This is a genomic window from Aequorivita sp. IT1282, from assembly GCF_058068205.1.
In genome coordinates this window covers 19,278-34,740 of record NZ_JBYRHR010000004.1, presented here as the reverse complement: position 1 = coordinate 34,740, position 15,463 = coordinate 19,278, and the positions used below count along the sequence as shown (strand labels likewise).

Below are 15,463 nucleotides of genomic sequence, written 5' to 3'. Positions count from 1 at the left end.
TATGTGAAGTTTATTAAGAGAGAATTTAAATTTGAAAGCAATATGCATGGCTCTTCAAATTATTGAGCAACTAACGCAAAATCCGCAGCCAATCTCCTAAATATTGGGTAGGGAAATTTTAACTGCGGATTGCCGTTTTAAATTTGCATTTATGTATTTGCTATTTACTGCGCCGTTTACATATCTAAAATATATGCAAAAACCAATGGCGCTACGATAGTTGCATCACTTTCTATGATGAATTTTGGCGTGTCTATGTCTAATTTACCCCAAGTAATTTTTTCGTTTGGAACAGCTCCAGAATAACTACCAAAACTTGTGGTAGAATCGCTAATCTGGCAGAAATAGCTCCAAAAAGGTGTTTCTGGACGCTCCATATCTTGGTATAACATTGGTACCACACAAATTGGGAAATCTCCAGCAATTCCTCCTCCAATTTGGAAGAAACCGATTCCGTTCTTAGAATTTTCTGTGTACCATTCCGCTAGAAAAGTCATATATTCTATACCACTTTTCATTGTGGAAGCTTTCAATTCGCCTTTCAAAACGTAGCTGGCAAAAATGTTACCCATCGTGCTGTCTTCCCAACCTGGACAAATAATTGGCAGGTTTTTTTCTGCTGCGGCGTACATCCACGAATCTTTTAAATCTATTTCGTAATGTTCTTCCAATACACCACTTAAAAGTAGTTTGTACATATATTCGTGCGGAAGGTAGCGTTCGCCTTTTGCTTCAGCTTCTTTCCATAATTTCACGATATGTTTTTGTATTCTTCGAAAAGCCTCTTCCTCCGGAATACAAGTATCTGTAACGCGATTCATTCCTCTTTCAAGCAAATCCCACTCATCTTGCGGCGTTAAATCGCGGTAATGTGGTACACGCTCATAATGACTGTGAGCAACAAGATTCATTATATCTTCTTCAAGGTTTGCACCTGTACAAGAGATAATTTGAACCTTATCCTGACGGATCATTTCCGCAAAAATTTTGCCTAATTCGGCAGTACTCATGGCGCCTGCAAGAGATACAAGCATTTTTGAACCTTTGTTCAATTGTGCTTCATATCCTTTTGCGGCATCTACTAAAGCTGCTGCATTAAAGTGTAAATAATACTTTTCAATAAACTGGGAGATAGCTCCTTTATTAGTACTCATCTTCTTCTTCTGAATTAAATTTTGAAACGCCTTTTTTGGTTTCATTAAAATGGTTATCGAATTCGTCGCCTTCTTCGGTACCTGCGAACTTGTAAGTTAACATTTTATAGTACAATTTTGCGGCAACAAAATCTGAAGCTCTTTCATTTTCATTTGGGCACAGCTCTACAATGTCAAAACCTACGACGTTTCTTTCTTCGAAAACTTGTTTTAGGAAATCAAGAGTTTCATACCAAAAAAGACCACCTGGTTCTGGAGTTCCTGTTGAAGGAAGGATAGACGGATCGAACGCATCAAGATCGAAAGTAATAAATACATTTTCACCTAAAGCTTCAATAACCTTATCTGTCCAGTATTCGTCTTTTGCCATATCGTGGGCAAAAAATACTTTTTCTTCATCCATAACGCGTGTTTCGGCAATATCCATACTGCGAATGCCTACTTGCACTAGATTAGTAGTTTGGCTGGCTTCATAAACGGCGCAGGCATGGTTGCAAGCGCTTCCGTGGAAGTCTTTGCGTAAATCTGCATGTGCATCAATGTGTAGCACGGTTAAGTTGTCAAAACACTCATTAAAAGCACGGATGGTACCAATGGAAATACTGTGCTCGCCACCAAAAATGGTTACAAACTTATTCCGCTTAATATAATCTTTTGTGGCTTTATGCACTTCCGAAACCATAGCTTCGGGTGACGAGTTTTCTGTAATGGCATCTGCAAGAAAAACACCTTGCTTATAAACCTCTGTTTGGGTTTCAATGTCGTACAGCTCCATGTTTTCTGAAGCATCCAAAAACGCTTCAGGACCTTTGTCTGCACCTTTTTGCCAAGTGCTTGTACCGTCATACGGAACCGGAATTAATACAATTTTTGATGTTTCAAGGGCCGCATATTTCTGCGGGATACCTGCATACGTCTTAGTGCTCATAACCTAAAATGTTTAGCAATTGCTCGCTTGTTTGTTGTTCTGAAAAAAGTTCGGTTGTAATATTATCGTCTTTGTCTCTGTCTATCAAAATATGTTTTGGCGAAGGAATTAAGCAGTGTTGCAAGCCTCCAAAGCCACCAATACTTTCTTGATAAGCTCCTGTATTAAAGAAGCCAATATACAAAGGTTTTTCTTTTCTGAATTTTGGCAGATAAATAGCCGCCATGTTTTGTTCACTATTATAGTAATCGTCGCTGTCGCAAGTTAAGCCTCCTAAAAGCACTCTTTCGTATTCATCGTTCCAACGATTAATAGGTAACATAATAAACTTTTTACTAATTGCCCACGTATCTGGCAAGGTTGTAATAAAAGAGGAATTTATCATATTCCACTTTTCTCTGTCATTTTGTTGCTTCTGATAAAGAATTTCATAAATGGCACCACCACTTTCACCTACTGTAAAACTTCCGAATTCGGTAAAAATATTTGGTACTGGCACATCTGCTTCTTCACAAGTAATGTTTATTTGGTTTAAAATTTCATTAACCATATATTGATAATCGTACTCAAAATGTAAAGAGTTTTTTATAGGAAAACCACCACCAATATTTAAGCTATCCAGAGAAGGACAAATCTTCTTTAGACGTACATAAACCTTTAAACACTTAACCAATTCATTCCAATAATAAGCAGTATCTCGAATACCCGTATTGATGAAAAAATGGAGCATTTTCAGATCCACTTTGTCGTTATTTTTAATTTGATCTTCGTAAAAAGGAATGATGTTTTTGTAGCCAATTCCCAATCGCGAAGTATAAAACTCAAACTTTGGTTCTTCCTCGGAAGCTATACGAATTCCTACGCTGAAGTGGTTATTAATACTGTCCGAAAGCAATTCTATTTCTTCGTAATTATCGATAATCGGAATGCAATTTTCCTGACCATCATTTATTAACCGAGCAATATTTTGAATGTATTGTTCACGTTTAAAACCGTTACAAATTACATAGGTTTTATCTGTTACCTTTCCGGTTCTCTTTAAGCGTTCTACGATATCAATATCAAAAGCCGAAGAGGTTTCAATATGAATATCATTCTTCATCGCTTCATTTAAGACGTGCTTAAAATGCGAACTTTTTGTACAATAGCAATAGTTGTAAGTACCTTTATAATTGTTTTTTTCAATGGCTTGTGCAAACCATTTTTTGGCCAAATTTATATTTTCTGAAATTTTCGGGAGATAGGTAAATTTCAGCGGAGCTCCGTAACGTTCTACCAGCGCCATTAAGTCTACGCCATGAAATTCTAGTCCGTTATCGCCTAAGCGAAATTCTTCTTGTGGAAAATAATATGTTTGGTCAATTAAATCTATGTACTTGGTGTTCATCCTTAAGTTTTCGTTGAAAAGTGTAAATTAAAAATTCTTGTAGCGTATTCCCAAAAAATGGGAGCGTATAACAAAAAATTAACTAGAAGTTTAAATGCGAATAGGCAAAGGGTTTTTAGTGGAACGTTTGCCCGTAGCTTGCTGCGGTGCAGCGACTAGAAGTGAAAATGTGTTGTTCATTTAGAATCTATATTTCTGAAATTATTCAAAAACCAACCATTTTAAAAAAATACTATTACTCATTTATTTATAATACAAATGTGCCACAAAAAAATTCAATAATTTACAAAAGCTATAAAATTTTCACTTTTAGTTAGATCATGCTAAACATGTTGAGTTCCTTTTCGGTAAGTGTTCTCCAACGACCGCGTGGTAAATCTTTTTTGGTCAAAGGGCCAAGAGTTACACAATCTACCCGAACTACATCGTAACCCAAGTGTTCAAAAATGGTTCTAATAACACTGTTTCCAGTATGTTTTATCTTTAAACCTACTTCACTTTTTGGCGCATTATCTACGTAGCTTATTTCTTCTACGCTTATCTCTTTGCCTTCAATTGTAAGTCCTTCTTTTATTTTAATCATGTGCTCAGATTTCAAGTTTTTGTCTAATTCAATATGAAAAAGTCTTGAAATTCCTTTTTTAGTGAATTTTTGCACAAACTCATCATCGTTTGTAAAAAGCAAAAGTCCCGTTGCATTTCTACCCAAACGGCCAAAAGGTTTAATTTTAGCGGTAGTAGAATTTGCTACCAAATCCATAACTGTATTCCCTTTAGAATTGCTATCTGTTGTTGCAAAACCTTTAGGTTTGTTCAATAAAACATAGGTGTTTGGCTCAGGATTTAGGCGGCGACCGTCAAAACGAACATCGTCTGTTATCATGACTTTATAGCCCATTTCGTTTATAATTTTACCGTTTACAGAAACTAATCCGGTTGCAATATACGTGTCTGCCTCGCGACGTGAGCACACGCCACTGTTACCAATATATTTATTTAAGCGAATTCCATCTTCGGGATTGCTCTTTTTTACTTCTTTTACGGGTGCGTCTCTACGGCCTATTTCCTTTCCGTTTTTGTCGAATTTTAATTTCGGTTTTCCAGTTGGCTCTTCTGGTTTAAACGGTTTTTTAGGCTTAGCACTTGATTTTACAGGAGCATTTCCTCTTGCACTGCTACGGTTGCGTTGGTTATTATCGCCACGACCTGAAGCTTTCCCTCTACTCTGATTATCTTGTCTGCTCATAATTAATTTTTTGCAAAGATAATGAAATAAAGTAGGTAGTTGCATTTTTCATTGCGTAGTAAATTGAATGCTAACCACAACTAGTTACTCCTACTTTTTTAAGAAACTATTTCTTTTAAAATTTTTAAATAATCTGAGCGGTTTTTAAGAAAATCCATTTCAGAAATATCAATGATTTTTATGCTATCGGAATGTTGGTTTTTGATAAATTCCAAATACCCCGTGTTTAATTTTTGAAGATAAGAGGCTTCAATACTTTGTTCGTATTTCCTGCCTCGTTTTTTAATATTTTCCAGCAAACGCTCCGTATTTTGATACAAATAAATATACTTATCTGGTTTTGGAACGTCTTTATGCATTACCTGAAATAGCTTTTTGTACAATGCATATTCCTCTTTTGGCAGGGTAATACTCGCGAAAATCAAGGATTTGTTTACATCGTAATCTGTTATCACCAATTCTTTAAAAAGGTCGAGCTGCGAAATATCGTCTACCAATTGCTGATAGCGATCTGCCAAAAAAGACATTTCTAACGGAAAAGCATAGCGCGCAGCATCTTCATAAAATTTAGGCAAAAACGGATTTTCTTTAAAGCGTTCTAAAATTAATTTCGCATTAAAATCCAGTGCCATTTTTGAAGACAAACTTGTTTTTCCGGCACCAATATTTCCTTCAATTGCAATGTAATTGTATTGCGAAATATTAATATCTCGCATTGGGTTGCTAAGCCATTTAGATTGTTTTTGAAGTACGCTTTCATCTTGGGTTTCAGATAAAATTTTAATGATTTTCTTTTCTGAAATTGGATGGATCAATTGCGAATTTATATCTGCTAACGGTTGTAAAACAAACTTTCGTTTCTCCATTTCTGGGTGCGGAACGATGAGTTTTTCTGAATCAATAATTAAATCGTCAATAAATAGAATATCAATATCGATGGGTCTGGATACGTAATTTTTAGAAGTATTTCGCTTCCGTCCCATCGTCTTTTCAATGTCCAAAATTGTTTTTAGAATCTTTGACGGCTTTAAATCTACCTGCATCAAAACAGCACAATTCAGGAAAGATTCTCCTTCAAAACCCATTGCGGGCGTTTCATAAACTGGAGAAATTTTCAGAATACTCCCCACTTCTTCAAAAAGCGCATTGACGGCATTTTGAAGATTATCAAAACGACTGCCCATATTGCTGCCAAGGGAAAGATAGACGTTATATGAAGGTTTTTGCGTGTCCAAATTTTAACATTTAAGACGAAATTAAGGAAAAGAAAAAGACTACCAAGTAAATTTGTGTGCAGATATAAATTTTGCTTGAATGCAGTTTTTCAAGAAGTTGTTTTCAAAGGGATTATCAAAAAATAAATTTTCAAATTTTTTATGAAGAAAGCACTCAAAATAATTGGAATCATTCTCGGAATTTTGATTCTATTGCTAATTGCTGCACCTTTTATTTTTAAGGGAAGTCTTGAAAAAATGTTAAAACGCACCATCAACGAAAACCTCAACGCTACTGTAGCTTGGGAAGATCTTGACTTGAGCCTTTTCAGCAGTTTTCCCGATGCTTCGTTACAGTTAAAAAATTTCAGTGTAATTAATAAAGCACCTTTTGAGGGCGATACACTTGCGAGCGGCAAAACGCTTTCGTTGGAAATGGGCATTATGCAACTTTTCAAAAAAAGCAATGAAACTATAAAGGTCGATGCGGTATCGCTTGACGAAGCTTTTATTAATATAAAAATCGATTCGCTTGGAAACACTAATTATGATATTGCCATTAAAGACGACGCTCCCGCAATAAATGAAGATGAAGAAACCAAGGGTGGTTTTACCTTCGATTTGAAAACATACGAGATAAAAAATTCGCGCATAATCTATGCAGACGAAGCTACTAAAACCTTTTTAATGCTCACTGAAGTGCAACACAGTGGTAGCGGCGATCTTTCGCAGGAAGTTGGCAATCTCGACACAAAGACCGAAGCGCTCGCTTCTTTCCGAATGGACAGCACAGAATATTTGACCAAAAATAGAATTTCGCTCGATGCAATTTTCAAACTCGATTTAAAAAATCAGAAATACACTTTTCTAGAAAACGAAGCCAAAATAAATGAACTGCCGTTGACTTTTGATGGTTATGTAAAAGTGAACGAAACCAACAACGAAATAGACCTTACTTTTAAAACACCGTCTTCAGACTTTAAAAATTTCCTTGCCGTTATTCCTGAAACGTATGTGAAACAAATTAGCGATGTAAAAACCACGGGTAATTTTACGGTTAATGGAATGCTGAAAGGCATTGTAGACAGCACGCATATACCAACAATGGATATAAAAATTGCTAGTGAAAACGCTTCGTTTAAATATCCAGATTTGCCGAAAACAGTAGATAATATTACGATTGACGTACAACTGAAGAATGAAACTGGGTTGTTAAAAGACACCTATTTAATTATTTCGAAATTCACATTTAGAATTGACGGCGAACCCTTTCGACTAAACGGAAGTATAAAAAACATGACCGAAAACCCATTGGTGAATTTGGAAATGCAGGGAACACTGAATTTAGCAAACATTGAAAAAGTTTTACCTGTTAAAATGGAGCAAAAACTCAGCGGAATTTTTAAGGCTGACGTAATTGCGAATTTTGACATGGAATCTGTGGAAAAGGAACGTTACGACAAGATAGACGCTCGCGGAACTGCAAGTTTAACCAATTTTAATTACGACGCAGGTTTCAAAAATGAATTGAAAGTTGCGAATGCCAGTTTAGCGCTACAACCCGGTGTTTTTACTTTGAAAGAATTGAACGCAACTACTGGCCAAACTGATATTAAAGTTTCTGGAAATATTCAAAACCTCATTCCATTTTTGATGAGCAAACAGGATTTAAAAGGTCGCTTTTCTGTACAATCGAATACGTTTAACGTGAATGATTTTATGGCTACGGAAACTTCTACTTCTGAAAATAATACGTCGGAAAAGGGCAAAACTTCACAAAAAGCAACTGCTTCAGAAGCGGTGAAAATTCCTGATTTTCTGGATGCTACTTTAGATTTTAACGCAAACAAAGTTATCTACGATAATTTAGAATTAAAGAACGCCAAAGGAACTGCAACTATCGCTAATGAAACCATTACAATAAGCAATTTTACGTCTGATATTTTCGGTGGAAATATTGCGCTTACGGGTAATGTTTCAACAAAAAGCGAAACGCCAACCTTTGCAATGACTTTAGATTTAAGCAAGATTGATATAGAACAATCTTTCGAAAATCTTGAAATGTTTAAATTTTTGGTGCCAATTGCTAAAGCATTACACGGAAGTTTGAACACCAAATTCGAGCTTAACGGACAACTTACAAACGACCTTTCGCCTAAACTCTCCACACTTGCCGGAACTGCTTTAGCGCAAATTATTACTGCAGAAGTTGATCCAAAGCAAGCGCCTCTGCTCGCTGCGCTGGGTAATAAAGTTTCATTTTTGAATTTAGACAAATTGAGTCTGCGTGATGTGAGTACAAATTTCACTTTCAATAATGGTAAAATTGAAGTAAAACCATTCAATTTCGATATTAAAGGCATTAAGGTTACTGCTGGAGGAACTCACGGTTTAGACAAATCTATTGACTACAACTTAACAATGGACGTACCTGCAAAATATTTGGGCAACGATGTAACTAAACTGCTTCAAAATTTGAGTCCGCAGGAAGCAGACGCAATGAGCGTTGCGTTACCTATTGGCTTGAAAGGTACATTCACTAATCCACAAGTTTCACTAAACGCTGAAACCGCTATTAACACTTTAACCAAACAACTTTTAGCCAAGCAAAAAGACAAATTAATAAAACAAGGTACGGGTGTTTTGGAAGGATTATTAACCGGCGGAACTACACAGGATTCAACAAAAACGAATACAAATACTAATACCAATACGCAACAACAGACTACCCAGCAACAAAACACCAAAATTATAAAGGATGTTCTGGGTGGAATTTTGGGTGGAAAGAAAAAGAAAGCAGATACTACAAAAGCTGGAAATTAGCTTAGTTTACAGTAATTGAAACTACATAACCCTCGTTACTGCGGATGTTAAAAACGGTATCGTCTTCAAATATTAGATATTGTCCCTTTATTCCTTTTAAAACTCCTTCGTAAAAAGGAGTTTTTTCAAGATTGAGAGATTTCGGCTTTTCGGGATAATTTATTACAGGAAATTGTAGATTGGTTTCAGTATTATTTTCTAAATAATATTCGGCAGCTTCAGCGGGAATATATTGTTTCAATTTGTCTCGCCACTCCACCAAATTTTCATCTTTAATGTCGTTTTTTAGCATCGTGCGCCAATTGGTTTTATCGCTTACGTAATCCTTTAGTGCAACCTCTGTAATTCCGGCAAGATACCGGTTGGGTACTTCTACAATTTCAATGGCTTCGTGTGCGCCTTGATCAATCCATCGTGTTGGAATTTGAGATTTACGCGTCACCCCCACTTTTACACTACTGCTGTTTGCGAGATAAACTACATGTGGTTGTAATTGCACACCTTTTTCATAATCCAAATCGCGATCTTCGATTCCTAAATGCGCTTGGCTTTTTTCGGGATTTATAATCCAATCTGCCGCTTGGGGGATTTCAAAAAAACAATCGTAGCAAAATCCTTGGCGATAAATTTTCTTTTGTAGGCTACAATTTAAACATTGATATCGCAGGAAATTTATGGCGACTATTTTGTCTAATAGTTGATTCACATTCAAAAAATCGTTTTCAAAAACAAGATAATACTGAATGGGTGAACCGTTTTCAGTCTGCATTTTTTTGAGTACTCCTTCGTAATTCATTTATACAAAAATATTTATGCCGAAAATTCTTCCAACGAAACACTGTAAAACATCGCTTCAAAAAAGGGGAAATCGTAATTATAAAATAGTTATTTTTATAGCATAAAGATAGCAGAAAAATATGCCAATCCCCATTGTAAATTCCATTGCTTCTTGGTTCTTGAAAAAAAGATTTCATCAAATAGACCTTTTTTTGAAGTACCCTATTGAAGTACAGGAAGAACTACTTTTTAATTTACTTCTAAAAGCGAAATATACCGAAATTGGTAAAGAGTATGATTTTGCTTCTATAAAAACCTATCGCGAATTTGCAGATAGAATTCCCGTTACAACCTACGAAGACAACGAACCCTCAATTGAGCGAGCACGAAAAGGCGAATCTAATATTTTCTGGCCCACGCCTATAAAGTGGTTCGCAAAATCTAGCGGCACAACGAACGCTAAAAGTAAATTTATACCTGTCACTAACGATTCTTTAGAGAATTGCCACTATGCTGCGAGTAAAGATTTGCTTTGCATGTACCTCAATAACAACCCAGATGCACAATTATTTTTAGGGAAAAGTTTACGACTTGGCGGAAGCAAACAATTGTACCAAGAAAATGGGACCGTTTTCGGCGATCTTTCTGCAATCTTGATAGACAATATGCCTTTTTGGGCAGAATATAGCAGCACCCCCAGTAACGAAGTTTCACTAATGGGCGATTGGGAAACCAAATTGCAAGCCATAGTAAACGAAACAACTAAAGAAAACGTAACGAGTTTAGCAGGAGTGCCATCGTGGATGTTAGTTTTGCTGAACCAAGTAATGGAAACCACAGGCAAGGGAAATCTATTTGAAGTTTGGCCAAACTTAGAAGTTTATTTTCACGGCGGCGTAAATTTTGACCCGTATATAGACCAGTACAATAAATTGTTGCCGAAAGACAATTTTAGATATTACGAAATTTACAATGCTTCGGAAGGATTCTTCGCCATTCAAGACCGAAACGACAACAAAGAGCTACTGTTAATGCTAGACTACGGTATATTTTATGAATTCATTCCGATGGATAATTATGGCACACCAGAGGAAAAAGTAATTCCGCTTAGCGAAGTGGAAGAAGGAAAAAACTACGCAATAATAATTACTACCAATGCAGGACTTTGGCGTTATAAAATTGGAGATACCATTCGTTTTACCTCTATAGATCCGTACAGGATTAAAGTTACCGGAAGAACGAAGCATCACATAAATGTTTTTGGCGAGGAATTAATTATTGAAAATGCAGAAACAGCACTTCGAAAAGCTTCGCAACAAACCAATGCCGAAATTGTAGATTACACTGCCGCCCCTATTTTTATGGAAGGAAAAGAAAAAGGCGCACACGAATGGATTATAGAATTTAAAAATCCGCCGGATGACTTAAATGCTTTTGCCAAGTTTTTAGATTCGGCACTGCAGGAAGTAAATAGCGATTATGAGGCCAAGAGATTTAATAATACTACACTAAACGCACCGAAAATCCACAACGCTCGGGAGCGCCTCTTTTACGATTGGTTAAAAGACAAGAATAAATTGGGCGGGCAGCACAAAGTTCCGAGGCTTTCTAATACGCGCGATTATTTAGAGGAGCTATTAACGATGAATCGTACTGTTTAGCGAGGTTTTCCTTATATTCCAAGTAAATATAGATTGCCGGAGACAAGAGTGTTTTCAAGGCTTTGACAACAGATTTTTTTTACTTGATGCATTTCAACGACTATTGAAGGGCTTCGGCTAAAACTTTTGTGAACCACTTACTTCCATAGTACATTTGTGTAGTTAAAATAATGACTATACAATAATGAAAAAAATCTTTACTATATTTTGCCTATTGGTTTTTACCGTTTTGTTGTCGTCTTGCGCCTCTACAACTACCATCAAAAAAGATGGAGAGATAGCAGATTATAATTTGAGAAGCAAAAAAGAGCAAATGCAGAATAAAATTCTTCACACGAATAATACATCTTTGCTCTCTACTCCGTAAAAAATACATTTATACATATAAAAAAACCTCGGGCTTTCCCGAGGTTTTTTAGTTCTATAGCTATTCTTGATTTTTATGAAACAGCTTTCAACTTTTTAAGGGTTGATTTGTTCAATTTTTCTTCTGCATAGTCCTTTGTTACATGAACCGTTTTTTCGTCTGTGCCGGGCATTTCATACATCGCATCGGTTAAAACAGCTTCGCAAAGTGAGCGAAGTCCACGTGCTCCAAGTTTATAATCAATTGCTTGTTCAACAATAAAATCTAAGGCTTCTTCCGTAACTTCAAAATCAATTTCATCCATTTCAAACAGTTTTTTGTACTGTTTAATAATAGCATTTTTAGGTTCTGTAAGAATTGAACGAAGCGTTTCTTTGTCCAACGGATTCATATAAGTTAAAACCGGCAATCGCCCAATAATTTCAGGAATTAAACCGAAATCTTTTAAATCCTTCGGAATAATATAGCGCAATATATTTTCGCGATCCATTTGGTTTTCTTTCAACGAAGCAGTAAATCCAACGGCCTGCATATTCAGCCTTTTTGAAATATGACGATCAATACCATCAAAAGCACCACCAGCAATAAATAGAATATTTTCAGTATTTACTTCAATGAATTTTTGATCTGGATGCTTTCTACCTCCTTTTGGCGGAACATTCACTGTTGTACCTTCCAATAGTTTAAGTAAAGCTTGCTGCACACCTTCTCCACTCACATCGCGAGTAATTGAAGGGTTATCGCTTTTTCTTGCAATTTTATCAATTTCATCAATGAAAACTATTCCGTTTTCAGCTTTTTCAAGATTGTAATCTGCGGCTTGTAGCAAACGTGTTAAAATACTTTCAACGTCTTCTCCTACATATCCAGCTTCAGTTAAAACTGTAGCATCTACAATTGCCAAAGGAACGTTCAACATTTTTGCAATTGTTTTCGCAATTAATGTTTTTCCTGTTCCAGTTTGCCCAACGATTATGATATTACTTTTTTGTATTTCAATATCGTCGTCGCTTTTTGGTTGAAGTAATCTTTTGTAGTGGTTGTAAACGGCTACAGACATTACTTTTTTAGTGAATTCCTGACCAATTACGTATTCATCCAAAAATGCTTTTATAATTTTTGGTTTCTTCAGCATTAAATCTTTGGATAGTTCCGTATTGCCTGCATGCAAGGCTTCTTCCACAACTATTCCGTGGGCCTGCTCAATACAACGATCGCAAATGTGGGCATCCAAACCTGCAATCAGCAAGTTTGTTTCCGCCTTTTTACGGCCACAAAAGGAACATTCTAAATCTTCTTTCGACATATTATCTTTTTTCAACAATCTCTTTTTTTAGCTTCTAGTCAATATTTCATCTATCATTCCGTATTCTAAAGCTTTATCAGCTTTCATCCAATAATCACGGTCACTATCATCGTAAACCTTATCGTAGGTTTGGCCTGTATGTTTTGCGATTATTTGGTAAAGCTCTTCCTTTAGCGTAATTATTTCGCGGGCGGTAATTTCAATATCGCTAGCTTGCCCTTGTGCTCCACCTAATGGTTGGTGAATCATAATACGCGAATGTGTTAAGCCGCTGCGTTTTCCTTTTTCACCTGCACATAAAAGCACGGCAGCCATAGAGGCAGCCATTCCGGTACAAATAGTTGCAACGTCTGGTTTTATGAACTGCATAGTGTCATAAATTCCCAAACCGGCATAAACACTTCCACCTGGAGAGTTTATATAAATTTGAATATCGCGTGCAGCATCAGTACTTGCCAAAAACAATAATTGCGCTTGTACAATGTTAGCCACTTGATCGTTAATTCCGGTACCAAGAAAAATAATGCGGTCCATCATTAAACGCGAAAAAACGTCCATTGCCACGGCATTCATTTGGCGTTCTTCAATAATATTTGGTGTTAGATTTGTAGGGTACATACTGCTTATGATTTTATCATAATACATACCGTTAACACCTTGATCTTTTATAGCAAAGTCTCTAAATTCGTTACTGTAATTCATAAATGTGTATTCGTTTTTTTGTGGGGTCTAAGGGGGTAAATATGCAACCTTTATAGACTCCTGTGTTCGCAAGAATTAAAAAGGCGTTAAATTATATAATTCAACGCCTAAAGATAACTATTTCTTCGCTGAATTATGCGTAGGCGTCCTTAATGAATTTGTCGTAAGCCACTTCTTTAGTCTTCAACTTTGCGTTTTCCTTAAAGAAATTCAACAATTTTGTTGAGTTTAATTGCTCACTTAAACGCTCAACTTCTTCTTTATTAGAAAGAATTCGTGCAGCGATAGATTCCAGTTCCTCTTCTGCTGGATTATTTTGTCCAAACTGAGCCATTTGTTCTTTTATCATTTCTTTTGAATGGTCTTTCAACTCATCAAAAGTAACTTGTAGGTTATTTTCTGTGCGAAGCTTACCTTCAATTAACTGATAACGAAGTCCTTTTTCGCTTTTTTCAAATTCTGCTTTTGCATCTTCTTCAGAAAGTCTCTTTTCGCCAGTCATTGCAATCCAACGTTGTAAAAACTCTTTAGGTAGATCGAATTTTGTGTTTTCAATTAATGAATCAACAACATCATTCAACAACTTCTGGTCGCTTTGCTGTGCAAATTGTCCTTCGGCATCTTCCTTTATTTTCGCTTTCAATTCTTCTTCTGAAGTAACTGTAGCTTCGCCAAATAATTTATCGAACAATTCTTGGTTCAATTCGGCCATTTCGCGCTGGTTCACTTCTTCTATTTTCAAAGAAACTTCGATATCTAAACCGTGAGCTTCGTCGTGCTCAATGCCTAAAAATTTCTGATTGTCGTGATCATCGGCAAACATTCCTTTTGTTTTCAAAGTAACTGTATCGCCAACTTTAGCACCAATCAGGCTTTCCAATTGCTTTTTGCCAGCAACATCGTCTGTAGTAATTGTAGTTTTATTTTCAAATTCTTTTTCTGTAGAAGTGAAAGTTCCGGTAATTTCATCACCTTTTTCAACTTCATTTTTAGAAATCAATTTACCGTATTGCTTGCGGATAGTCTTCACTTGATTGTTTAGCAATTCATCATCTGCAACAATTTTATAGTGAACAATTTCTTTGCCTTTTACGTCTACAGTGAATTTTGGCGCAAGACCCAATTCAAATTCAAAGGAATAATTTTCTGTCTCCCAATCAATTTCCGTTTCATTCTTCGGAAGTGGATTTCCAAGAATGTCCAACTTTTCTTCGTTAAGATATTTATGAAGCGCGTCTTGAAGAATTTTGTTTACTTCTTCAACCAAAACAGCTTTTCCGTATTGTTTTTTAACCATTCCCATTGGGATATGGCCTTTTCTAAAACCTGGAATATTAGCGGTTTTTCTGTAATTATTCAATACCTTCTCTACGTTGGCTGAATAGTCTTCTTTTGAAACTTCTACCGTAAGTACAGCGTTCAGTTTATCAATGTCTTTTTTTGTAATGTTCATTTTTCTTCTGAATTTCGGGATGCAAAAGTACGGCTTTTTGCACAACTCAACAAACATTTACAAACTGTTGTTCAGCAATTTGCTAGTCCTCCTTTAAAAGTGAAAAAAGCACAGCTTGGAAAAGTGAAAGCAGCAAACTAAAGAGCAGCGCCCACCAGATTGAAGCAACGTCGAAGCTTTCTACAAAAAAGTCTGCCATTAAAATAATAAATGCATTTATAATAAGTAGAAATAGTCCAAAGGTTATAATTGTTATTGGAAAGGTTAAAAGCACTAAAATAGGTTTAACTATCAATCTTAAAAGCGCAATGACGATGGCAACAATAATTGCAGAACCATATCCTTCTACAGCGACTCCCGGAAGAATTTTAGACAAGACCACAACCGCCACGGCGGTGAGAAGTAATTTTATTATAAGTTTCATTTTAAAGAGTTTGGCGTTAGT

The 15,463-nt window shown here is 36.1% G+C and carries 13 protein-coding genes; 3 read left to right on the top strand and 10 right to left on the bottom strand.

Features of this window, described 5'->3' with window-relative positions; translation table 11 throughout:
* Positions 1–176: 176 nt before the first annotated feature.
* The 5 genes from AC3RVG_RS09565 to folK form a co-directional block, all read right to left on the bottom strand.
* Positions 177–1,154, bottom strand: coding sequence for a deoxyhypusine synthase family protein (locus tag AC3RVG_RS09565; RefSeq protein WP_489691596.1), 978 nt, complete (start codon positions 1,152–1,154; stop codon positions 177–179).
* Entirely contained in the window at positions 1,144–2,082 is a 939-nt protein-coding gene (gene speB, locus AC3RVG_RS09560) for an agmatinase (protein WP_489691241.1), read from the bottom strand. The genes AC3RVG_RS09565 and speB overlap by 11 nt, the downstream gene beginning before the upstream one ends.
* Entirely contained in the window at positions 2,072–3,469 is a 1,398-nt protein-coding gene (locus AC3RVG_RS09555) for an arginine decarboxylase (protein ID WP_489691240.1), read from the bottom strand. Before AC3RVG_RS09555 ends, speB begins: the two co-directional genes overlap by 11 nt.
* A 313-nt stretch (positions 3,470–3,782) precedes the next feature.
* Positions 3,783–4,715: a pseudouridine synthase gene (locus tag AC3RVG_RS09550; protein ID WP_489691239.1), complete on the bottom strand. Its 933-nt coding sequence runs from the start codon at positions 4,713–4,715 to the stop codon at positions 3,783–3,785.
* Between the two features lie 98 nt (positions 4,716–4,813).
* The gene (gene folK, locus AC3RVG_RS09545; RefSeq protein ID WP_489691238.1) at positions 4,814–5,950 is read right to left on the bottom strand and encodes a 2-amino-4-hydroxy-6-hydroxymethyldihydropteridine diphosphokinase; all 1,137 of its coding nucleotides are present in this window, start codon (positions 5,948–5,950) and stop codon (positions 4,814–4,816) included.
* A gap of 141 nt (positions 5,951–6,091) precedes the next feature.
* Between folK and AC3RVG_RS09540 the strand changes: the two genes are divergently transcribed.
* A complete protein-coding gene (locus AC3RVG_RS09540; RefSeq protein ID WP_489691237.1) occupies positions 6,092–8,752 on the top strand; it encodes an AsmA family protein in 2,661 nt (886 codons plus the stop codon).
* A 1-nt stretch (position 8,753) separates the two neighbouring features.
* Here AC3RVG_RS09540 and AC3RVG_RS09535 read toward each other — a convergent pair whose 3' ends face one another.
* On the bottom strand, positions 8,754–9,548 hold the full coding sequence (locus AC3RVG_RS09535; RefSeq protein WP_489691236.1) for a DUF2797 domain-containing protein: 795 nt from the start codon (positions 9,546–9,548) through the stop codon (positions 8,754–8,756).
* A gap of 121 nt (positions 9,549–9,669) precedes the next feature.
* Here AC3RVG_RS09535 and AC3RVG_RS09530 point away from each other — a divergent pair, with 121 nt between their 5' ends.
* Both AC3RVG_RS09530 and AC3RVG_RS09525 read left to right on the top strand, forming a co-directional pair.
* The gene (locus AC3RVG_RS09530; RefSeq protein WP_489691235.1) at positions 9,670–11,190 is read left to right on the top strand and encodes a GH3 auxin-responsive promoter family protein; all 1,521 of its coding nucleotides are present in this window, start codon (positions 9,670–9,672) and stop codon (positions 11,188–11,190) included.
* A 184-nt stretch (positions 11,191–11,374) separates the two neighbouring features.
* On the top strand, positions 11,375–11,557 hold the full coding sequence (locus AC3RVG_RS09525) for a hypothetical protein (RefSeq protein WP_489691234.1): 183 nt from the start codon (positions 11,375–11,377) through the stop codon (positions 11,555–11,557).
* A gap of 73 nt (positions 11,558–11,630) precedes the next feature.
* Here AC3RVG_RS09525 and clpX read toward each other — a convergent pair whose 3' ends face one another.
* From clpX to AC3RVG_RS09505, 4 genes are all read right to left on the bottom strand, one after another.
* On the bottom strand, positions 11,631–12,863 hold the full coding sequence (clpX, locus tag AC3RVG_RS09520) for an ATP-dependent Clp protease ATP-binding subunit ClpX (RefSeq protein WP_489691233.1): 1,233 nt from the start codon (positions 12,861–12,863) through the stop codon (positions 11,631–11,633).
* Positions 12,864–12,890: 27 nt separating this feature from the next.
* Entirely contained in the window at positions 12,891–13,565 is a 675-nt protein-coding gene (gene clpP, locus AC3RVG_RS09515; RefSeq protein ID WP_489691232.1) for an ATP-dependent Clp endopeptidase proteolytic subunit ClpP, read from the bottom strand.
* 133 nt (positions 13,566–13,698) lie between these two features.
* On the bottom strand, positions 13,699–15,018 hold the full coding sequence (tig, locus tag AC3RVG_RS09510) for a trigger factor (protein WP_489691231.1): 1,320 nt from the start codon (positions 15,016–15,018) through the stop codon (positions 13,699–13,701).
* 82 nt (positions 15,019–15,100) lie between these two features.
* Complete coding sequence (locus AC3RVG_RS09505) at positions 15,101–15,442, bottom strand: phage holin family protein (RefSeq protein ID WP_489691230.1); 342 nt, start codon at positions 15,440–15,442, stop codon at positions 15,101–15,103.
* Between the last annotated feature and the right edge of the window lie 21 nt (positions 15,443–15,463).

What these genes read in the sequence shown, in the direction of transcription:
- AC3RVG_RS09565 (WP_489691596.1), bottom strand. Translation starts at nt 1,154, where the DNA reads ATGAGTACTAATAAAGGAGCTATCTCCCAGTTTATTGAAAAGTATTAT.
- speB (WP_489691241.1), bottom strand. Translation starts at nt 2,082, where the DNA reads ATGAGCACTAAGACGTATGCAGGTATCCCGCAGAAATATGCGGCCCTT.
- AC3RVG_RS09555 (WP_489691240.1), bottom strand. Translation starts at nt 3,469, where the DNA reads ATGAACACCAAGTACATAGATTTAATTGACCAAACATATTATTTTCCA.
- AC3RVG_RS09550 (WP_489691239.1), bottom strand. Translation starts at nt 4,715, where the DNA reads ATGAGCAGACAAGATAATCAGAGTAGAGGGAAAGCTTCAGGTCGTGGC.
- AC3RVG_RS09540 (WP_489691237.1), top strand. Translation starts at nt 6,092, where the DNA reads ATGAAGAAAGCACTCAAAATAATTGGAATCATTCTCGGAATTTTGATT.
- AC3RVG_RS09535 (WP_489691236.1), bottom strand. Translation starts at nt 9,548, where the DNA reads ATGAATTACGAAGGAGTACTCAAAAAAATGCAGACTGAAAACGGTTCA.
- AC3RVG_RS09530 (WP_489691235.1), top strand. Translation starts at nt 9,670, where the DNA reads ATGCCAATCCCCATTGTAAATTCCATTGCTTCTTGGTTCTTGAAAAAA.
- AC3RVG_RS09525 (WP_489691234.1), top strand. Translation starts at nt 11,375, where the DNA reads ATGAAAAAAATCTTTACTATATTTTGCCTATTGGTTTTTACCGTTTTG.
- clpX (WP_489691233.1), bottom strand. Translation starts at nt 12,863, where the DNA reads ATGTCGAAAGAAGATTTAGAATGTTCCTTTTGTGGCCGTAAAAAGGCG.
- clpP (WP_489691232.1), bottom strand. Translation starts at nt 13,565, where the DNA reads ATGAATTACAGTAACGAATTTAGAGACTTTGCTATAAAAGATCAAGGT.
- tig (WP_489691231.1), bottom strand. Translation starts at nt 15,018, where the DNA reads ATGAACATTACAAAAAAAGACATTGATAAACTGAACGCTGTACTTACG.
- AC3RVG_RS09505 (WP_489691230.1), bottom strand. Translation starts at nt 15,442, where the DNA reads ATGAAACTTATAATAAAATTACTTCTCACCGCCGTGGCGGTTGTGGTC.